The organism is Rhizobium sp. Leaf384, assembly GCF_001424065.1.
GTDB lineage: Bacteria > Pseudomonadota > Alphaproteobacteria > Rhizobiales > Rhizobiaceae > Ferranicluibacter.
Genome location: NZ_LMQE01000001.1, coordinates 534,322 through 554,303, shown reverse-complemented (window position 1 = coordinate 554,303; position 19,982 = coordinate 534,322). Strand labels below are relative to the sequence as shown.

The window sequence follows — 19,982 nt, the reverse complement described above, 5'->3', positions numbered from 1 at the left end:
ACGCGGAGCGGCTGCGCTGGAACCTGTCCGGCGCAGCGCTATATCGAGATCTAGAGACCCCCGCAGGGACGCATCGTCCCGCCTGTGCCCCAAGGACCAAGCGCCATGGATACGACGCCGTTTCCCCCGTACGAACCGAATGGGCCCCATGACGACGAGGCGCGGGGTCCGCGGCTGCGGGAGATCCCCTTGCGGCTCCTCGTTCCCAACCTGATCACGGTGCTTGCGATCTGCGCCGGCTTGACGGGCGTGCGGCTCGCCTTCGAGGGACGGTTCGAACTCGCCGTCGCCATGGTTCTCGTGGCCGCGTTTCTCGACGGGGTCGACGGCCGCATTGCCCGCCTGCTCAAGGCGACGTCGAAATTCGGCGTCCAGATGGATTCGCTCGCCGACATCGTCAATTTCGGCGTCGCACCGGCGCTGGTTCTCTTCGCGTTCGTGCTGGATGAAGCCAAGTCGATCGGCTGGATCGCCGCCCTCATCTATGTCATCGCCGCGGGTCTCCGACTGGCGCGCTTCAACGTCATGGCGGAACGCGACATCAAGGCGAAGTGGCAGTCGGAATATTTTGTCGGCGTGCCTGCGCCGGCCGGGGCCATGCTCGTTCTCCTTCCGGTCTATCTTGGCCTGCTCGGCGTCGAGCCGAGCCGCACCATGGGCCTGATCTTTTCGGCCTATACACTGCTCATCGCCTTTCTGCTCGTCAGCCGCCTGCCGGTCTGGTCCGGCAAATCTGAGAATCGCGTCCGCCGCGATCTCGTCCTCCCGGTCATCCTGGCCGTCGTCATCTATGTCGCGACCCTGATGAGCTACACATGGGAAACCATGGTAATCACCGCCATCGTCTACCTCGCGTCGCTGCCTTTCGGCGCCCGCGCCTGGAAGCGGAAGTACGGCAGCAAATGGCCGGAGCATCCGGAAGGCATGCGCGACGACGGCCTGCCCGGACACTAGATCCCGGTCGCGCGCTCGATCGGCGTCTGTGGATGACGGCGTTGGCGCGCTCAGGCAGGCGGCCGGAGCGCCTTGTGCGCCACGTCGACGACGGCCCGCGTCAGGGCCGTCAGCTGGTCGGCTGCGAGCCGGTTGATCTGCCAGAAGAGGAGCACGTCCAGCGGCGTATCGGGCACCAGCTCGACCAGCCGCCCGTTCGCCAGATGCGCCTCCACCAGCATTTCCGGGTTCATGCCCCACCCCATTCCAGCCAGGCTCGCCTCGACGAAGCCCTGCGTCGACGGCAGCCAGTGGGTGGGACACGCAGGCTCCGCGCCGAGCGTGTCCCGGAGCCATCGGCTTTGAAGCCGGTCCTTCTGGTTGAACGTCAGCGACGGCGCCTGTGAAAAGGCAGCGAGCGTCATGCCATCGGCAAGATATCGTTCCACAAAGTCGGGACTGGCCGTGGCCCGGTAGCGCAAGGCGCCGAGCGGCGTTCTGCGGCAGCCGGAAACGGGTTTTTCCAGCGATGTCACGGCGGCAATGACGCGACCTTGCTGAAGCCAGTCGGCCGTATGATCCTGGTCATCCACCGCGATGTTGAGAAGATGGCGCGACCCTTTGGAAAAGGTCGAGATCGCCCCAAGGAACCATGTGGCGAGGCTGTCGGCATTGGTCGCGATCGGGAGGGTTACGCGATCGTCCGGCGAAAGCGGGTCGACCAGCGCCGGCAGGTGCGTCAGCAACTCGCTCTCCAGCATGCCCACCGTCTCCATATGCCGGCAGAGCCAAGCGCCCTTCTCCGTCGCCGTGCAGGGCGTGCTCCGGACGACGAGGGCTGTGCCGAGGCGTTCCTCCAGCGCCTTGACGCGCTGTGACACGGCGGACGGCGTAACATGCAGCCGTCGCGCTGCCTTTTCGAAGCTGCCCGTCTGAACCACGGCGGCAACAGCGCGCAGGGAGGCATAATCCAGCACGTTAGCGCTCCTTCATCACGGTAAGCATCATTAAGTAGGCTAAATCCGACTGAGGCGCTATCGAGATATCCGCAACAGGAGGACAGGAATGCTCGCTTTTCTCGATGAGACGGCCTCCACGGCGTTCACGACCGGCCTTGCGATGGGGCTGACGCTGATCGTCGCCATCGGCGCGCAGAATGCCTTCGTTCTGCGGCAGGGCCTGCGCAACGAGCATGTCTTTGCCGTCTGTCTCGCCTGCGCCGTGTCCGATGCGGCGCTGATCGCTTTGGGGGTGACGAGTTTCCGGCAGATCGCGCAGATCCTTCCCGGGATCGATCCGATCATGCGCTATGGCGGCGCGGCGTTCCTGTTCGTCTACGGTGCACGGAGCCTGTGGTCGGCTCTCCGGGCTTCGAGCGCGCTCGACATATCGGGACAGACAGGTCGCGGCCTCGGCGTCACGCTGGCGACCTGCCTCGCGCTGACCTGGCTCAATCCGCACGTCTATCTCGACACCGTCGTGCTGCTCGGGACCATCTCCACCCGGTTTCCGGGCGCCCAGGCGGCCTTTGCCGCAGGCGCGATGTGCGCCTCGGTCCTGTTCTTCTTCTCGCTCGGCTATGGCGCCCGATGGCTGCGGCCGCTGTTCGAGAAGCCGGCCGCCTGGCGTGTCCTGGAGGCGATCATCGGCGTGGTGATGGTCGCGATCGGTGCCCGACTGGTGATCGGGCTGTAGAGGCTAATCCGGCAGACGATAATCGACGAGCCGGTTCTCGCGAACCTGGAACAGCTTTCCGGTCTGCGTCTGGTCCGGTCCGACGAGGGTCAGCAGGGTTCGCGCGACCTCCGAGGGATGCGGCACGGTTTCCGGATCCTCGCCCGGCATGGCCAGCGCCCGCATGGCCGTGCGGGTGCCGCCGGGATCGACCGAGAGGATCCGCAACGGCAAACGCTGGGTTTCCCCGGCCCAGGTCCGCGCCAGTGCCTCGACGGCCGCCTTGGACGCGGAATACGCGCCCCAGAACGGCTTGCATTTGTGCGCAGCCGACGAGGAAATGATCAGTGCGCGGCCGGCGTCCGAGCGCACCAGCAGCGGCTCCACCGTGCGGATCAGCCGCCAGGTCGCAGTGACGTTGATCGTCATCACCTTCTCGAACACCTTGGCTTCGAAATGGCCGATCGGCGAAATCGTGCCGAGAATGCCGGCATTGGCAACGAGGATATCGAGCCGGCCCCAGCGCTCGTGGATTGCGGCGCCCAGCCGGTCGATCGCGTCCATATCGGCAAGGTCGAACGGCACCAGCGTCACGGGAAGCCCGCCGGCCGCCTTGACGGCATCGTCCAGGTCTTCGAGTCCGCCAACGGTGCGGGCGCAGGCGATAACCTGCGCGCCGGCCCGTGCCAGTTCAAGTGCGGTGAAATAGCCGATTCCCCGCGAGGCGCCGGTGACGAGCGCGATGCGCCCCTTCAGATCAATGGCATTCATGTTTCAACCGTTGCTCGCCATGACGGACAGCTTGCGCACATTGCTGGTCGCTTCGCGGTCGAGAAGACGCGTGGGATAGTCGCCGGTGAAATAGTGATCGGTGAACTGCGGCGCCTTCGGATCGCGCGGCTCGCCCCCGACGGCTCGGTAGAGCCCATCGATCGACAGAAACTCCAGCGAATCCGCACCGATGAAGGCGCACATCGAGGCCAGGTCCGCATGCTGGTTGGCCAGCAGCTTGTCGGCGTCCGGCGTATCGATGCCGTAGAAATCGGGATGGTAGATCATCGGGCTGGCGACGCGGATGTGCACCTCGAGCGCACCGGCCTCGCGGATCATCTGGACGATCTTCAGCGACGTCGTCCCGCGCACGATGGAATCGTCGATCAGGACGACGCGCTTGCCCTCGATCATGGCGCGGTTGGCCGAGTGCTTCAGCTTCACGCCGAACGCGCGGATCTGCTGCGTCGGCTCGATGAAGGTGCGCCCGACATAATGGTTGCGGATGATGCCGAGTTCGAACGGGATGCCGCTCGCCTGGGCAAAGCCGATCGCCGCCGGGGTGCCGCCGTCTGGAACAGGCACGACGACATCGGCCGCGCACGGCGCTTCCTTGGCAAGGTTGATGCCCATGTTCTTGCGCGCGACATAGACGTTGCGACCGCCGACGACTGAATCCGGGCGGGCGAAATAGACATATTCGAAGAGGCACAGCCGCTCCGGCATCGGTGTCTCCGCCTTGCGCGACTCGATGCTGATCGATCCGTCGGGCTGGATCTCGCAGATCACCACTTCGCCGTTCTCGACATCGCGGACGAATTTCGCGCCGATGATGTCGAGCGCGCAGGTTTCCGAAGCAAAGATCGGCTTGCCGTCGAGTTCGCCCATGACGAGTGGGCGAATGCCGTAGGGATCGCGCGCCGCCATCAGCTTGGTGCGGGTGATGGCGAGCATGGAGTAGCCGCCCTCGACCTGGCGGATCGCATCGACGAAACGCTCGCCGGAACCGGCATGCTTGGAACGCGCGATGAGGTGCAGCACGACCTCCGTATCCGACGTCGACTGACAGATGGCGCCGTCCGCAATGAGTTGCCTTCTCAGCGTAAGCCCATTGGTCAGGTTGCCGTTGTGCGCGATGGCGATGCCGCCGACCTCGAGTTCGGCAAAAAGCGGCTGCACGTTGCGCAGCGCCACTTCACCGGTGGTCGAATAGCGCGTGTGGCCGATGCCGCTGAAGCCGGGAAGCTTGGCGAGCGTCGCGGGGTCCGTGTAGTGATCGCCGACGAGGCCCATGCGCTTTTCGGTATAGAACTGGCGGCCGTCAAAGGTGACGATGCCGGCCGCTTCCTGTCCACGATGCTGGAGCGCGTGCAGTCCGAGCGCGGTGAGCGTGGCAGCGTCTTCATGTCCGAGGATGCCGAACACGCCGCACTCTTCGTGCAGCGTATCGCCGTCCATTTCGTCGTGGATCTCCACGGCACGCGGGCTTGTGGCGGAAGATGCGGGAGAATGGGGCAAGGTCATCGCGGTATCACCTTTGTCTCGGCGGGTGCGGTTGGCATATCGTAGCGCGTCATCACGGCTTCAACCAGCCATACCGGCGGAAGATCGATGAAACGACAACAGCCCGCAAAGCGGGCTGGCAGGTCTGGCGCTGTTGCGTCAGTTGTTGGTCGTTGGCGCGGCGGGCGGAAGGGCCGGCGCGTCGTCGGAGGGAACCGGCTCGCTCGGCGGCGTGGTGCCGTCCAGCTCGCCCTCGGGTGTCGGCTTGCCGGTCAGGCGGTTGACCACCGTCGTGCCGACATCCTCCGGCAGCAGCGCCACCAGCTTGGTTCCGAGATTGTCGAGCAGCGGCTTCGATTTTGCCTGGATGACCCAGGTCGGCTGCTGCTCGGGCTTCACGATCCAGTTGAAGAACAGCATCGCAACGACGATGAGCAGGATGCCGCGCGCCGCACCGAACAGGAAGCCGAGCGTGCGATCGAGCGCGCCGATGCGGCTGTCGATGATGAAATCGGCGATCCGCATCGTGATGAAGGAAATGATGATCAGGGCGACAAGGAAGATGACGCCGGCCGAACCGGCCGTGGCGATGGCATCGCTCGTCGTGTACTGCGCCGCGTAGGGCTTGAGATAGGGATAGAGGAAATAGGCCGCCGCCGCCGCGCCGAGCCAGCTGGCGACCGAAAGCACCTCGCGCGAGAAGCCGCGCACCATGGCCAGGACGGCCGAGAACAGCGCGACACCGATCACGATCCCGTCGAGAATGGTTATGGGCATGGTCGTCTTACTCCGTACAAGCGCCAGGCGGGGTCCGCACCGGGGCATCTGCAGTCACCGCTCGTGGCGCCGTCGCCGGTCTCTCGCGAGGCCGGTGGGAGCATGTATACCGAAACGGCGGCCGTGTCCCGATATGCTTTGCCCCGATATCGCTCGACGAGAGACGCTTTGCCGAAAGGCGGTGTCCGCCTTCGGGTCAGTCGTCCTCGTCCGTCTGCCGCAGGGCGCCCTTGGAGCCGGCAATGCGCGCGACCAGATCCGGCAGGCTTTCCATCTCGCTCCACGCCATCCCGGAGCCCTTGGGCAGGTCGGGGGAGGCGGACGGCAGGACAGCTTGCGAGAAGCCGAGTTTCTCGGATTCCTTCAGGCGCTGGGACGTATGCGCAACCGGCCGGATGGCCCCGGACAGGCTGATTTCGCCGAAATAAACGCAATCGGTGGGAAGGGCAAGACCGGCAAGCGAGGAAACCAGTGCGGAAGCCACGGCAAGATCGGCCGCAGGCTCCGCGATGCGGTAGCCGCCGGCCACGTTGAGATAGACATCGTGCTGCCCGAGGCGCACGCCGCAATGCGCTTCCAGGACGGCGAGGATCATCGACAGGCGCGCCGAATCCCAGCCGACCACGGCCCGGCGCGGCGTTCCCAGCGAGGTCGGCGCCACCAGCGCCTGGACCTCCACCAGCACCGGGCGCGTCCCTTCCATGCCGGCAAAAACGGCGGCGCCCGGAGATTTCGCATTGCGCTCGCCGAGGAACAGCTCGGACGGATTGGTCACTTCCCGCAGGCCCTTGTCCGACATCTCGAACACGCCGATCTCGTCCGTCGGGCCGAAGCGGTTCTTGACGGTGCGCAGGATGCGATAGTGATGCCCGCGGTCACCCTCGAAGTAGAGAACGGCATCGACCATGTGTTCCACCACGCGCGGCCCGGCAATCTGGCCTTCCTTGGTCACGTGGCCGACGAGAACGACGGTTGCGCCGGTCTGCTTGGCAAAGCGGATCATCGCCTGCACGCCGGTTCGTACCTGCGTGACGGTGCCCGGCGCGGAATCGACGACGTCGCTCCACAGCGTCTGGATGGAGTCGACAATGAAGAGATCCGGCCGCTTTCCCTCCGACACCGTGGCCAGAATGTCCTCGACGTTCGTCTCCGCAGCCAGCAGCACGTCGGTATCGGCGGCGCCGAGCCGCTGCGCCCGCAGACGCACCTGGGCCACGGCCTCTTCGCCTGAGACGTAGATGACGCGGTGGCCGTTGCGCGACAGGGCGGCTGCAGCCTGCATCAGCACCGTGGATTTCCCGATGCCGGGATCGCCGCCGATGAGGACGGCCGAGCCGCGCACGAAGCCGCCGCCGGTCGCGCGATCCAGCTCCGAGATGCCGGTGGTGATGCGGGGTGCATCCTCCGTCTCGCCCGAAAGGGTGGTCAGTGTGACCGGCCGCCCCTTCTTCGGCGTCTTTCCGGGCCCACCGCCGATGCCGCCGAGCGGATCTTCCTCGACAATGGTGTTCCACTGTCCGCAGCCTTCGCATTTTCCCACCCAGCGGGATGTGACGGTGCCGCAGTTCTGGCAAATGAAATTGGTTCTGGCCTTGGCCATGCAGACGGGATCGCTTTCGGTAAGGTATTCTCGTTTTGTTCTCGTTTACGCTATCTGCGCCCGCTTTCCAAGATGCGGTTTCAAACTTCCGTATCGGCCTCGATATAGGCGCGGTCATAACGATGACCGAGGCTTGTCAGCAGCTCGTAGCCGATGGTCCCGCCAGCCCGTGCGACGTCGTCGAGGGCAATGTTGCGGCCGAAGAGTTCGATGTAATCGCCGGCCCGGACGCTGGTCTCGGGCAGGTCCGTCACGTCGAACAGGCTGAGGTCCATCGTGACGCGGCCGACATGCGGCACCTTGCGGCCGTGCAGGAAGCCGTGGGCGCCCGAAGGCTGCGCCTGCCGCAGCGTCACGCCGCTGCCCGACACCGAGCGGTGATAGCCATCGGCATAGCCGACCGAGGCAATGGCGATGCGGCTGTCGCGGGCAAAGGTCGCGGTGGCACCGTAGCTTGCCGATCCACCCTTGGCGATCGAACGCACCTGGATGATGCGGGCTTCCGCGGTGACGACCGGCGTCATCGGGTTGGCCATGCCGTTCACGGCCTCGCCGCCATAGGTGGCAATGCCGGGCCGGGTGAGGTCGAAGTGATAGTCCGGCCCGAGATGAATGCCTGCGGAATTGGCCAGGCTTGCCTCGACGCCGTCGAAGGCGGTGCGAACCGTGCGGAAGGCCTCCAGTTGCTGACCGTTCAGCGGGTGTGCGGGATCGTCGGCGCAGGCGAGGTGGCTCATCACCAGCATCGGCGCAAAGCTTGCCGGGCGTGCCGGATCGGAGGCCAGCGCCATCGCCTCGTCGAGCGACAGGCCGAGCCGGTTCATGCCGGTATCCACATGCAGGACGCAAGGGTGCTCGCCGTGCTCGGAGAGCGCGGCCATGAAGAAGGCAAGCTGCTCCTCGGAATTGATGACCGGCACCAGCCCGTTTTCAAAGAACAGCGGCTCGATGCCCGGCCAGAGGCCGGCGAGAACATAAATGCGGCCTTCCGGCACCAGCGGCCGCAGGTTCACGCCTTCCTCGGCATTCGCCACGAAGAAATCGCGCGCGCCCGCCTGGTAGAGCGTCTCGGCCGCCGCCTCGATCCCCACCCCGTAGGCGTCCGCCTTGAGAACGGCGGCCGCGCGCGCACGTCCGGATCGGGCCTTCATCTGGCGCCAGTTGTCGGCCAGCGCCTGCAGGTCGATGGTCAGGCGGTTCGCCGCTGCGGAAAAGACGTCGTCCATGGGGAGCCTCGGAATATGCGGAATGAGCAAGCCTGTTTGCAAACAGCGACGCCGTCCGGGCGTGTCGGCCACTCCAACATAGCGCTGCGGCTTCAGGCGATCAATGTTCCTCGTACTGCGTGAACGAGGGGTCGGCGAGGTCGGTGAAGCGGGTATATTCCGACTGGAACGCGAGCTTGACCGTTCCGGTCGGCCCGTGACGCTGCTTGGCGATGATCACGTCGGCGGTGCCCTTGACCTTTTCGAAGGTCTGCTTCCACTCCTCATATTTCGGATCGAACTCGTCGCGGGGCTCCATGTTCTTCACGTAATATTCTTCGCGGAACACGAAGAGCACGACGTCGGCGTCCTGCTCGATCGAGCCGGATTCACGAAGGTCGGAGAGCTGCGGACGCTTGTCTTCGCGGCTTTCCACCGCACGCGACAGCTGCGACAGCGCGATGATCGGAACGTTCAGCTCCTTGCCCAGCGCCTTGAGGCCGGTGGTGATCTGGGTGATCTCCTGCACGCGGCTCTCACCGGATTTTCCGGCGCCCGTCATCAGCTGGATATAGTCCACCACAAGGCAGTCGAGCCCCCGCTGGCGCTTGAGGCGGCGCGCGCGTGCCGACAGCTGGGCGATCGAGATACCCCCGGTCTGGTCGATGTAGAGCGGCACCTTCTGCATCATCTGGGCGCAGGCGACGAGCTTCTCGAAGTCGTGCTCGGTGATCTCGCCGCGGCGGATCTTGGAGGAGGAGACCTCTGTCTGCTCGGAAATGATACGCGTTGCCAGCTGCTCGGAGGACATTTCGAGCGAGTAGAACCCGACGACGCCGCCGTTCTTGGCCTTGTAGGAGCCATCCGCCTGGATCTCCGGCTCGTAGGAGGCGGCAATGTTGTAGGCGATGTTGGTGGCGAGCGAGGTCTTGCCCATCCCTGGGCGACCGGCAAGCACGATCAAGTCGGACCGCTGCAGACCGCCCATCTTGCCGTCGAGCGAGTGAATGCCGGTCGAGATGCCGGAGAGGTGCCCGTCGCGCTCGAAGGCCTGGCCGGCCATGTCGATGGCCAGCGCCACGGCATCGTTGAAGGCCTGGAAGCCGCCGTCATAGCGGCCGGTTTCGGCCAGTTCGAACAGCCGCCGCTCGGCGTCCTCGATCTGCCCCTGCGGCGGCATGTCGAGCGGTGCGTCGAAGGCGATGTTGACCATGTCCTCGCCGATGGTGATCAGCGAGCGGCGCAGCGCCAGATCGTAGATCGCCCGGCCATAGTCCTCGGCATTGATGATGGTCACCGCATTGGCGGCAAGCTGCGCGAGATATTGCGAGATCGTCATGTCCCCGACCTTCTGGTCGGGCGCGAGGAATGTCTTGACCGTCACGGGATGGGCGGTCTTGCCCATGCGGATGATGTCGCCCGCGACCTCGTAGATCTTGCGGTGCAGCGGCTCGTGCAGGTGAACCGGCTTCAGGAAGTCCGAGACGCGATAGAAGGCATCGTTGTTGACGAGAATCGCGCCCAGCAGGGCCTGCTCCGCCTCGATGTTGCTCGGTGCCTCCCGGTACTGGGGCTCCATGGGCTGCTGGTTCATCGCCGCCACTCTGCGCGCTGCTTCATTCATGGCTCTCTCTCGTCTTCTTCGCGGAACGGTCCTGTGATTGGCTGACCGGGGCGTGGTGTCAACCCGTCGCGGTGACAGGCCGGGGTGCGGGGGCCGGGTGTCACCGGTGTCCACAGCCGCATGGTGCGTCCAGTGGAAATCGGGCCCGTCCGCGCCATCTCTGCTTGACCGACCGCGCGCATCGTCACGGCAGCGAATCGCTCGCGCAGGATACGCGAAACGTCAGCCGCATGAAACGCACGGACGTCGATATGAAAGCTTGAAATGACCATCAGACTGCATTACTTCGACCACACATAGTTAGCATACTACTATTATGGAAAGAGTATCAGTTGAGCGATCTTGCCAATCGATCCCTGTTCGACGCCCTGCAATCCGTCAACCGGAAGCTCCGTGCCGTCTTCGATGCGCGGGTCCGGGAGCGTGGGCTCACATTGTCCCGGGCGCGCGCGCTCTTCGCTCTGGCGCGTCGCGACGGACAGAACCAGCGCGAGCTTGCCGAGGAACTCGCGATCGAAACGCCGACCATCGTCCGGCTTCTCGATGGCATGGAGGCTCAGGGCTTCATCGAGCGTCGGGTGGAGAAGTCCGACCGGCGCGCCAAGCAGATCCACCTGACGCCGAAGGGCCGGGCACTGGCGCAGGAGATCGAGATCATCGCCTGCGGCATTCGTGCCGATCTTCTCGCCGGTGTCAGCTTTGAGGACAAGGAAACCGCGCTTTCGGTCATGACGACGATGGCGGACAACATGATGCAGATCGGCCGGGAGACCATCTCGTGACCAACAGCTTTCCGCGTTCGATCGAAGACGGTGCGACACCCGAGCCGGAGACACCGGAAACGCCCCCGGTGGAAACCCGGCCGGCAAGCCCGCCGCAACCGGCCGTGCATCTCTCGCGCGGCCGCGCTTCGCTCTACATGTTCACCTCCGTGCTGATGTTCCTGACACAGGGCCTCGGCATGAACCTGCTGAACGCCAATCTCTACCAGCTGCAGGGCGCCTTCTCGGCCACCGTCAACGAGCTTGCCTGGCTGTCGGCCGCCTATATGGCACCCTATGCCAGCCTGTCCGTGGCGCTGTTCAAGATCCGCACGCAATACGGCCTCCGGCGCTTTGCGGAACTCGGCATTCTCTGCTTCGTCTTTGCCGCTTTTGCCAATCTGTTCGTGTCGGACCTGCACTCCGCGCTGATCATCCGCTTCGTCAACGGCATTGCGGCCGCGCCGCTGTCCACCATCGGCATTCTCTACATGCTCGAGGCTTTCCCGCCCGAGAAGAAGCTTTCCATGGGGCTGAGCCTTGCCGTCACGAACACGCTGCTGTCGGCCCCGCTCGCCCGCATCCTTTCGCCGGCGCTGATGGAATATGGCGGCTGGAGAGCGCTCTACACGTTCGAGGTCGCGCTGGCGCTCATCGCACTGCCCTTCATCTACCTCCTGCCGGTCACCGCGCCACCGCGCGCCAAGGTCATCCAGACGCTCGACATCTTCAGCTATCTCATCCTGGCCGGCGGTTTCGGCTGTCTGGCGATCATCCTGTCGCTCGGCCGCTTCTACTGGTGGTTCGAGGCGCCGTGGCTCGGCGTGCTGCTGGCCTGCGCGGTCGGTCTGCTCTCGGTCTTCGTCGCCATCGAGATCAACCGGTCCCAGCCGATGCTCGATCTGCGCTGGATCTTTTCCTGGCCGAACATCCACATGGCCGGTGTCCTCATCCTGTTTCGCACGGTCTCATCGGAGCAGACGGCCACCGTATCCGGCTTCTACCAGCAGATCGGCCTCCAGAACGACCAGACGATGACGCTCTATGCCATCGTGCTCGCCGCCTCGGTGGCGGGCGGGCTGTTCTGTACCTTTCTCATGGTGAAGAAGCAGCTCGATCTCGCCCATGTCATCGCGCTGGTCCTGATCGGTGCCGGTGCGTGGCTCGACAGCCAGTCGACCAATCTGACGCGGCCGGAGCAGATGTTCCTGAGCCAGGCCCTGGTGGGGGCCGGCGCCGCCATGTTCCTGCCGCCCGTGATGACGACGGGGTTTGGCGCGGCCCTTGCCAAGGGTCCGATCTACGTCGTCAACTTCATCGTCATCTTTCTCTTCACCCAGAGCCTCGGCAGCCTGATGGCCTCCGCCGCGCTCGGCAGCTTCGTGACCATCCGCGAGAAATTCCATTCCAACCTTCTTGCCGAGCAAATCATGCTGTCGGATCCGCTCGTCGCGAACCGCGTGGCGCAGCTCGCCGGATCCTACGGCAAGGTCATCATCGACAAGACGCTGCTGAACACCGAGGGACTACAGCTCCTCACGCAGCAGGTCAGCCGCGAAGCCTATGTCCTCGCCTATAACGATGCCTTCTTCGTCATCTTCATCGGCTGCGCCATCTCCCTGGCGATCCTCGTTGGCCATCTCATCTGGCGCCGGCTCGTCGCACCACCCGACGCGGCCGTGGCCCCGGCCTGATTTGACGGGCCCCGTTCCCGCGCCTTCATTCCCCGGCTCGCGTTTCGCCGTTCGTCGTTCAAGCCCTTTTCAAGCAGAGTTTTCCATGTCCAAGCTCACCCGTTCCCCCGTCACCCTTCTCGTCCTCATCGCCGGCGTCGTCGGCGTTCTGCTCGTGCTGTATGCCTGGCGACTGCCGCCCTTCGTCACAGCGGTGGAAACCACGGACAATGCCTACGTCAAAGGCTATGTCACCATCATGAGCCCGCAGGTGGCGGGTTATGTCGTGGCCGTGCCGGTGCGCGACTACCAGGCCGTGAAGGAAGGCGATGTGCTCGTGCGCATCGACGAACGCATCTATCAGCAGAAGCTGGCGCAGGCGCGTGCGACGCTGGCCGGACAGAAGGCGGCGCTCGACAATTCCCGCCAGCAGGAAGCCTCCGCAAAGGCCACCATCGCCTCCAGCGAGGCGCAGGTGCTGGGCACGAAGGCCGCTCTGCGCCGGGCGGAGCTTGCCGCCGAGCGCGTGAACCAGCTCGCCGCCCGCAGCGTCGCCTCCACCAGCGAGGTCGAGGCGGCCCAGGCGACCTTCGAGCAGGCCAAGGCCGCCGAGGCGCAGGCCGAAGCCGCCGTCGAGGTCAATCGCCAGTCGCTCGCCACCATCATCGTCAACCGCGGCTCGCTGCAGGCCGCCGTCGCCGGTGCGGAGGCCGCGGTCGAGCTGGCGGAAATCGATCTTGCCAACACGGCGATCCGCGCGCCGCGCGACGGCCATCTCGGGGAGGTCGGCGTCCGCCTTGGCCAGTATGTCACGGCGGGAACCCAGCTGATGTCCGTTGTGCCGCGCGAACTGTGGGTGGTGGCCAACTACAAGGAAACGCAGCTCGACGGCATGAAGGTCGGCCAGCCCGTGACCTTTACCGTCGACGCGCTCGAGCACCAGACGCTGACCGGCCACGTCCAGCGCTTTTCGCCGGCCACCGGCTCCGAGTTCAGTGTCATCCGCCCGGACAACGCCACCGGGAACTTCACGAAGATCGCCCAGCGCGTCGGTGTCCGGATCTCCATCGATCCCGGCCAGGCTGCGGCCGAACGACTTGCCCCCGGCCTCTCGGTGGTTGTGCGCATCGACAAGTCGCTCGATCCCGATCCGAAGATCGCCGACGCGGAGTGACGTCTGCGGCAGCCCCGCCGAAACGGGAGAGCCCTCATGCATGTCGCCGACACGTGTGCCGCGGTTTCGGGAAACGACATGCATCACAACAAGAACGTAGGCGCGCTGCGTGATCCTTTTCTCGCAACGCGCTTTAGGACACGCAAGGCACCGATACGAAAAAAGCCCCGGAGCGTCTGACGCTCCGGGGCTTTTTGTTGTTCGATCGCGAAGGCTTATTCTTCGTCGTTGTCGAATTCGGCTTCCGGGTTGAAGAAGTCTTCCGGACGCAGGGCATCTTCGTCGACGCCGTAGATGGCGTCGGCGGAGTTGAGGTTTTCACCCTTGGCCTGGCGCTCGGCTTCGTCGGCCGAACGGGCAACGTTCATCGTGACCGTGATCTCGACTTCGGCATGCAGGTGGATCTTCACCTGGTGCAGGCCGATGGACTTGATCGGGTTGTTCAGGTCGACCTGGTTACGGCCGACATTGAAGCCTTCGGCTGCAAGCACTTCGGCAACGTCGCGCGCGGCGACCGAACCATAGAGCTGGCCGGTTTCGCCGGCGGAGCGGACGACGTTGAAGCTCTTGCCGTCGAGCTGTTCGGCAACCGTCTGGGCTTCCGACTTGCGCTCGAGGTTGCGGGCTTCGAGCGTTGCGCGCTCGCTTTCGAAACGGGCCTTGTTGGCAGCGTTGGCGCGCAGCGCCTTGCCGAGCGGCAGCAGGTAGTTCCGGGCAAAGCCGTCCTTGACCTTGACGGTTTCGCCCATCTGGCCGAGCTTGGCAACGCGTTCGAGAAGAATGACGTCCATGGTAGTGTCCTTTCAGGTGTCTGTGTCTGGAGTGGTTATTGAGGCGTCTTTCCCGTCGGTTTCCCGGTCGGAGACAGCGCGATGGCTCGGCGTGTATCCATGAGACCCGACAGGAGGAAGAAGAGGGCGGGCAGTGTGAAGAGCAGCACGGCCAGGTAGCCGATCCAGAGGACCGGAAGCCGCCAGGATTTGCCGCGGGTGCGAAAGTGAAAGACGGCAAAGCCGGAGAGCAGGAAGCCCGCGCCGAACGTGCCGCACACGAGCGCGCCGACGGCGCCCGCCGCACCGCCGGCAAAGGTCAGCACCAGCCCGCCGAGAAAGGCGAAGATGGCGAAGCGATGCATCCGCAGTGTCGACGGGATGTCCTCGCGCGGACGCAGGCTGCGACCGGACATCTGGACGATCCGCGTCGCCGCGTAATAGGCCGCAAACAGCATCAGCACCCAGAGCGCGCCCTGGACCATCGGCAGGGCCACGCTGAACACGCCCTTGATCTGTGCGAGAGCGGCGGGATCCGGATTGTAGGTTGGCTCCTGGGTCTTCAGCGCTTCGATGACGATGTCGACCATGCCGGCAGCGGTTTCGGCGCTGTAGCCGAGCACCACGCCGATGATCAGCATGCCGGCGGTCACGAGGCCCGCGAGATGCGTCAGGATGTCGGACAGCGGATACCAGGCCAGGGCATCCTCAGGGCCACCGATCTCGCTTGCCGGACGCGCCAGGTTTGCCAGATGCGACAGCCAGGCTGCGGGAATGAGCGTGACGACGAGAATCAGCAGCGCGAAATAGGGAGACACGGCAACGGCCGCGAGAAATCCCGCAACGACGACGGCGACGATGGCGGCCCCGTTGCCCCAGCCGAGCCCGGCGATCAGGATCGGCAGTGCCGAGGCGGCATAAAGAACGATGGCGAGAGAAGAGGGCGTGGTGGCGCCGAACGACAGGAACGCCGCGGTCACGCCGGCCAGAATGCCGGTCAGCAACGATGTCCTGTTGATGGCTGTCACGTGTCGCTGTCCTGCTCGTCGGCAGTTAGAGGAGGGTCGAAGCCGTCCCCAACATGGGTTTGATCGCTCGCAAGCGATGGTTCCGATCCGGGCCCATCGCGGAAGGGAGAAGGCGGCCGATTGAAAACCGGCCGCCTTCGTCAATGAAAGCCTGGCTTACGACAGAACGTAGGGCAGGAGGCCGAGGAAGCGGGCGCGCTTGATGGCCTGGGCCAGTTCGCGCTGCTTCTTCTGGGAAACGGCGGTGATGCGCGACGGTACGATCTTGCCGCGCTCGGAAATGTAACGCTGCAGGAGACGAACGTCCTTGTAATCGATCCGCGGCGCGTTTGCGCCCGAGAAGGGGCAGGTCTTGCGGCGGCGATGGAAGGGGCGGCGAGCCGGAGCGGAGGAGATGTCAGCCATTGTCTATAATCCCTTCAAACTTCAAGCGCGGTCTTCGCGCGGACGGCGCGGGCGATCCTCGCGGTCGCCATCGCGGCGCGGACGGTCGCCGAAGCCACGGTCCGGACGGTCGCCGTCACGGCGCGGACGGTCGTCGCGATCACGCTTCTGCATCATGGCGGACGGGCCGTCCTCATGCTTTTCGACAGCGATGGTCATGTAACGAAGAACGTCTTCGTTGATGCGCATCTGACGCTCGACTTCGTGGACGGCCGGTGCCGGAGCATCGATGTCCATGAGCACGTAATGCGCCTTGCGATTCTTGGCGATGCGGTAGGTGAGGGACTTGAGGCCCCAGTTTTCCACACGACCGACCTTGCCGCCATTGGCTTCGATCACACCCTTGTACTGTTCAACGAGGGCTTCGACCTGCTGTGCGGACACGTCCTGGCGAGCCAGGAACACATGTTCATAGAGAGCCATGATTGGCTTACCTTTCTTGCGTTTAACGTCACCCGGCAACGGCGCTAAGCCTCAACGACTGTTCTTAAAGACGCGAGGCGTCGGCAAGAAAGTGTTGTTTCGAGACGGTCGAGAGCGGAGACACGGGAGGCTGGATCCCTTCAGGATCCCGACAGGCGCCACAAGAGCGCCGGCCCTCCGTTCAGCCACCAGCCTGATGACCGGGTGTTTCGAACACGGCGGCTTATACGCGGATTCCCGGGGATTGCAAGGCCCGGGGACGAAACACCCCCGGGGAGCTCTGCCCTGTTCCGGGGATCGATCAGATCGGCATCGGGTAGAGGCGATGGATCCGGCGGATGCCGTTCACCAGTTCCGGCGTGAGCACGAGATCGGCGGCGCTAAGATTGACCGCGAGCTGCTCCATCGTCGTCGCCCCGATGATGGCCGCCGTGGTGAAGGGGCGCGACAGCACGAAGGCGAGCGCGAGCTGCGAGGGGTCGATGCCGTGATCTCGGGCGAGCGCCACATAGGCTTCGACCGCCGGTTCCTGATGCGGCGTGAAGCGGCCGCCGAGATCGCCGTTGATCGACAGCCGGCTGCCGTCCGGGCGCGAGCCGCCAATATACTTGCCGGAAAGGAGCCCGGCTGCGAGCGGCGAATAGGCGAGAAGCCCGACCTGCTCGTGGTGCGACAGCTCGGCAAAGTCGAGATCGTGCGGCCGGTACAGAAGATTGTACTCGTTCTGCACCGATGCGACGCGTGGAAGGCCGTGACGTTCGGCAAGGTCGATCAGCTTCTGCGTACCCCAGACGGTATCGTTGGAGACGCCGATCGCGCGGATCTTGCCCGCCTTCACCTGTGTGTCCAGCGCATGGAGCAGCGCGCCGAGATCCTCGACGACCTTGTCGGTATCCTGCTTGCTCGGATCGTAGCTCCAGGCGTTGCGGAAGTGATAATGGCCGCGGTTCGGCCAGTGCAGCTGGTAGAGGTCGACATAATCCGTCTTCAGCCGCGCGAGGCTTGCATCGAGCGCCGTCACGATGCCGTCGGCGGTCATCGGTCCCCCGCCGCGGATATAGGTGCGTCCGGAGCCCGCAATCTTCGTCGCCAGCACGATCCGGTCGCGGTTGCCGCGCTCCGTCATCCAGGCGCCGATGATCCGCTCGGTCCCGCCATAGGTCGCCTCCGACAGGGGCGTCGTCGGATACAGTTCCGCCGTATCGATGAAGTTGACGCCTGCTTCCAGGGACGCATCGAGCTGGGCGAAAGCCTCGTCCTGCGTGTTCTGCGATCCCCAGGTCATGGTCCCCAGGCAGATGGTGGAGACCTCGATGCCGGTGCGGCCGAGCTGTTTGTACTGCATGAAGGATTGACCTTGTCAGACGAGACCGAAGTTCCGGCCTTCGTGATCCGCGAAAAGAGGCTGGCGCCCCTGCTGCGACGCAACATAATCGGCACGGGACCGAGGTCAAGCGCTTCGAGGCCCGTCGGATCGGGATCCTGCAGGCCGTGCAGGCCCCCGTTTCCCGCCTCCCCATTTCCGTTGGCTCCTTGACTTCCCGAGCCGTAATGTGAATGGAGAAGCAAAATAGAGGAGATGCTTCATGGCGATCGCGTTTACGTTTCCGGGGCAGGGCAGCCAGGCTGTCGGCATGGGTCGGGATCTGGCGGAAGCTTTTCCGGAAGCGTCCGCCGTTTTCGCCGAAGTGGACGACGCGCTCGGGGAAAAGCTGTCCGACGTCATGTGGAGCGGACCGGAAGATCGGCTGACGCTGACGGCGAATGCCCAGCCGGCGCTGATGGCCGTCTCGCTGGCGGCGATCCGTGTTCTGGAGGCGCGCGGCCTCGATCTGGCAAAGCATATCGATTTCGTCGCCGGTCACTCGCTCGGCGAATATTCGGCCCTCTGCGCTGCGGGCACCTTCTCGCTCGCCGATACCGCGCGGCTTCTGCGCATCCGCGGCAATGCCATGCAGGCTGCCGTGCCGGTCGGCCAGGGCGCGATGGCCGCAATCATCGGGCTCGATCATGAGGCCGTGCAGGCCCTGTGCGCCGAGATGTCCGAAATCGGCCCGTGCCAGATTGCCAACGACAATGGCGGCGGGCAGATCGTCATTTCCGGCGACAGGGACGCGGTTGAGAAGGCCGCCAAGCAGGCGAGCGACACGGGCGCCAAGCGCGCCATCATTCTGCCGGTCTCGGCACCGTTCCACTCCGCACTGATGGCGCCGGCTGCCGAAGCGATGCGCGAGGCGCTGGCCACCGTCGCCCGTCGCGACCCGGTCGTGCCGCTGGTGGCCAATGTCCGCGCGACCTCCGTCACCTCGGCCGATGCGATCGTCGATCTCCTCGTCGAGCAGGTGACCGGACAGGTGCGCTGGCGGGAAACGGTGGAATGGTTCGGCGCCAATGGCGTGACGACCCTTTACGAGGTCGGCTCCGGCAAGGTGCTGACCGGGCTCGCCCGCCGCATCGACAAGTCCGTGACCGGGCTTGCTGTGAATGCGCCGGCCGATATCGAGGCTGTCCTTGCGGCTGTGCTCTAACCCCTGCAATCGCAGGCACTGGATCCTGAGAGCCGGCCACCGTGCCGCCTTCGGACGTGACGAGAAAGGAAGATGATCATGCTCGACCTGACAGGCCGCAAAGCCCTGGTAACCGGCGCCTCCGGCGGCATCGGCGAAGAGATTGCCCGCATGCTGCACGCCCAGGGCGCAACCGTCGGGCTGCACGGCACCCGGGTCGAGAAGCTGGAAGAGCTCGCCAACGGGCTCGGCGAGCGTGTGCATCTGTTCCCGGCGAACCTGTCGGATCGCGACGCGGTCAAGGCGCTCGGCGAGAAGGCGGAGAGCGAACTCGGCGGTGTCGACATTCTCGTCAACAATGCCGGTATCACCAAGGACGGCCTGTTCGTGCGCATGAGCGACGCGGACTGGGATGCGGTGCTCGAGGTCAACCTGACCGCCGTGTTCCGGCTGACCCGCGAGCTGACGCATCCGATGATGCGGCGCCGTCACGGCCGTATCATCAACATCACCTCCATCGTCGGCGTTACCGGCAATCCCGGCCAGGCGAACTACTGCGCCGCCAAGGCGGGCATGATCGGCTTCTCCAAGTCGCTCGCCCAGGAAATTGCCACCCGCAACGTCACGGTCAATTGCGTCGCGCCGGGCTTCATCGAGAGTGCCATGACCGGCAAGCTCAACGACAAGCAGAAGGACGCCATCATGGGCGCCATTCCGATGAAGCGCATGGGCACGGGCGCCGAGGTTGCGAGCGCCGTGGCCTATCTTGCCTCCAACGAGGCTGCCTATGTCACGGGCCAGACCATTCACGTGAATGGCGGCATGGCGATGATCTGAGTCGGGTGCAGGAGGGTCGATCCAGCGCGGCCAAATTGCCCGTAAATGCTTGTTGAGCAAGGATTGGCGTCCCAAATTCGGACTTTGCGCGGCCGTTAAACCGTGTTAATCGGGCCGTGGTGGTCCGGACGGCATGGGGTTTTTGCCCTTGCCGGACGGTCCGAACGGATCACGGAGACGATGCGGATGCCGGCCTGCCGGCACCGCTCCAGCCTCTCCCGGTTTCAAGGCGGGGCACGCCCGTTTGAAGGCGAGGCCTCCCGGTTTGAAGGATTGCC

The 19,982-nt window shown here is 64.8% G+C and carries 19 protein-coding genes; 7 read left to right on the top strand and 12 right to left on the bottom strand.

The window, feature by feature from the left end; all coding sequences use genetic code 11:
* The first annotated feature begins 105 nt into the window (after window positions 1-105).
* Window positions 106-954, top strand: coding sequence for a CDP-diacylglycerol--serine O-phosphatidyltransferase (pssA, locus tag ASG25_RS02685; protein WP_062468903.1), 849 nt, complete (start codon window positions 106-108; stop codon window positions 952-954).
* A gap of 50 nt (window positions 955-1,004) precedes the next feature.
* Here pssA and ASG25_RS02680 read toward each other — a convergent pair whose 3' ends face one another.
* Window positions 1,005-1,910 carry a LysR family transcriptional regulator ArgP gene (locus ASG25_RS02680; protein WP_062468900.1) on the bottom strand — a complete coding sequence of 302 codons (906 nt, stop codon included), beginning with the start codon at window positions 1,908-1,910 and terminating at the stop codon, window positions 1,005-1,007.
* An 88-nt stretch (window positions 1,911-1,998) separates the two neighbouring features.
* On the opposite strand from ASG25_RS02680, the gene ASG25_RS02675 reads away from it, so the two are divergent.
* A complete protein-coding gene (locus ASG25_RS02675) occupies window positions 1,999-2,628 on the top strand; it encodes a LysE/ArgO family amino acid transporter (protein ID WP_062468897.1) in 630 nt (209 codons plus the stop codon).
* Window positions 2,629-2,631: 3 nt separating this feature from the next.
* On the opposite strand, the gene ASG25_RS02670 is transcribed toward ASG25_RS02675, so the two are convergent.
* The 6 genes from ASG25_RS02670 to ASG25_RS02645 all read right to left on the bottom strand — a co-directional run bounded on the left by ASG25_RS02670 (window position 2,632) and on the right by ASG25_RS02645 (window position 10,087).
* Window positions 2,632-3,378: an SDR family NAD(P)-dependent oxidoreductase gene (locus tag ASG25_RS02670; RefSeq protein ID WP_062468894.1), complete on the bottom strand. Its 747-nt coding sequence runs from the start codon at window positions 3,376-3,378 to the stop codon at window positions 2,632-2,634.
* 3 nt (window positions 3,379-3,381) lie between these two features.
* Window positions 3,382-4,836, bottom strand: a complete 1,455-nt coding sequence (gene purF / locus ASG25_RS02665) for an amidophosphoribosyltransferase (protein WP_244475225.1) — start codon at window positions 4,834-4,836, stop codon at window positions 3,382-3,384.
* 204 nt (window positions 4,837-5,040) lie between these two features.
* On the bottom strand, window positions 5,041-5,658 hold the full coding sequence (locus ASG25_RS02660; protein WP_062468889.1) for a CvpA family protein: 618 nt from the start codon (window positions 5,656-5,658) through the stop codon (window positions 5,041-5,043).
* A 196-nt stretch (window positions 5,659-5,854) separates the two neighbouring features.
* Complete coding sequence (gene radA / locus ASG25_RS02655; protein ID WP_062468886.1) at window positions 5,855-7,258, bottom strand: DNA repair protein RadA; 1,404 nt, start codon at window positions 7,256-7,258, stop codon at window positions 5,855-5,857.
* A gap of 80 nt (window positions 7,259-7,338) precedes the next feature.
* A complete protein-coding gene (alr, locus tag ASG25_RS02650) occupies window positions 7,339-8,484 on the bottom strand; it encodes an alanine racemase (RefSeq protein WP_062468883.1) in 1,146 nt (381 codons plus the stop codon).
* Window positions 8,485-8,584: 100 nt separating this feature from the next.
* Entirely contained in the window at window positions 8,585-10,087 is a 1,503-nt protein-coding gene (locus ASG25_RS02645; RefSeq protein ID WP_062468880.1) for a replicative DNA helicase, read from the bottom strand.
* A 332-nt stretch (window positions 10,088-10,419) separates the two neighbouring features.
* Here ASG25_RS02645 and ASG25_RS02640 point away from each other — a divergent pair, with 332 nt between their 5' ends.
* The 3 genes from ASG25_RS02640 to ASG25_RS02630 all read left to right on the top strand — a co-directional run bounded on the left by ASG25_RS02640 (window position 10,420) and on the right by ASG25_RS02630 (window position 13,695).
* On the top strand, window positions 10,420-10,869 hold the full coding sequence (locus tag ASG25_RS02640; RefSeq protein WP_062468878.1) for a MarR family transcriptional regulator: 450 nt from the start codon (window positions 10,420-10,422) through the stop codon (window positions 10,867-10,869).
* Window positions 10,870-11,006: 137 nt separating this feature from the next.
* Window positions 11,007-12,542 carry an MFS transporter gene (locus ASG25_RS02635; RefSeq protein ID WP_082475691.1) on the top strand — a complete coding sequence of 512 codons (1,536 nt, stop codon included), beginning with the start codon at window positions 11,007-11,009 and terminating at the stop codon, window positions 12,540-12,542.
* An 85-nt stretch (window positions 12,543-12,627) separates the two neighbouring features.
* Window positions 12,628-13,695 (top strand): HlyD family secretion protein, encoded by a 1,068-nt coding sequence (locus ASG25_RS02630; RefSeq protein ID WP_062468875.1) that lies wholly within the window; start codon window positions 12,628-12,630, stop codon window positions 13,693-13,695.
* Window positions 13,696-13,910: 215 nt separating this feature from the next.
* On the opposite strand, the gene rplI is transcribed toward ASG25_RS02630, so the two are convergent.
* The 5 genes from rplI to ASG25_RS02605 all read right to left on the bottom strand — a co-directional run bounded on the left by rplI (window position 13,911) and on the right by ASG25_RS02605 (window position 17,705).
* Window positions 13,911-14,486: a 50S ribosomal protein L9 gene (gene rplI, locus ASG25_RS02625; RefSeq protein ID WP_062468872.1), complete on the bottom strand. Its 576-nt coding sequence runs from the start codon at window positions 14,484-14,486 to the stop codon at window positions 13,911-13,913.
* Between the two features lie 35 nt (window positions 14,487-14,521).
* Entirely contained in the window at window positions 14,522-15,493 is a 972-nt protein-coding gene (locus tag ASG25_RS02620; RefSeq protein ID WP_062468869.1) for a hypothetical protein, read from the bottom strand.
* A 156-nt stretch (window positions 15,494-15,649) separates the two neighbouring features.
* Window positions 15,650-15,898 carry a 30S ribosomal protein S18 gene (gene rpsR, locus ASG25_RS02615; RefSeq protein WP_062468866.1) on the bottom strand — a complete coding sequence of 83 codons (249 nt, stop codon included), beginning with the start codon at window positions 15,896-15,898 and terminating at the stop codon, window positions 15,650-15,652.
* 21 nt (window positions 15,899-15,919) lie between these two features.
* Complete coding sequence (rpsF, locus tag ASG25_RS02610; protein WP_062468864.1) at window positions 15,920-16,360, bottom strand: 30S ribosomal protein S6; 441 nt, start codon at window positions 16,358-16,360, stop codon at window positions 15,920-15,922.
* 301 nt (window positions 16,361-16,661) lie between these two features.
* The gene (locus ASG25_RS02605; protein WP_062468862.1) at window positions 16,662-17,705 is read right to left on the bottom strand and encodes an aldo/keto reductase; all 1,044 of its coding nucleotides are present in this window, start codon (window positions 17,703-17,705) and stop codon (window positions 16,662-16,664) included.
* A 241-nt stretch (window positions 17,706-17,946) separates the two neighbouring features.
* Between ASG25_RS02605 and fabD the strand changes: the two genes are divergently transcribed.
* Window positions 17,947-18,888 carry an ACP S-malonyltransferase gene (gene fabD / locus ASG25_RS02600; RefSeq protein WP_062468859.1) on the top strand — a complete coding sequence of 314 codons (942 nt, stop codon included), beginning with the start codon at window positions 17,947-17,949 and terminating at the stop codon, window positions 18,886-18,888.
* A gap of 78 nt (window positions 18,889-18,966) precedes the next feature.
* Window positions 18,967-19,704, top strand: a complete 738-nt coding sequence (gene fabG, locus ASG25_RS02595; RefSeq protein ID WP_062471959.1) for a 3-oxoacyl-[acyl-carrier-protein] reductase — start codon at window positions 18,967-18,969, stop codon at window positions 19,702-19,704.
* Window positions 19,705-19,982 lie beyond the last annotated feature (278 nt).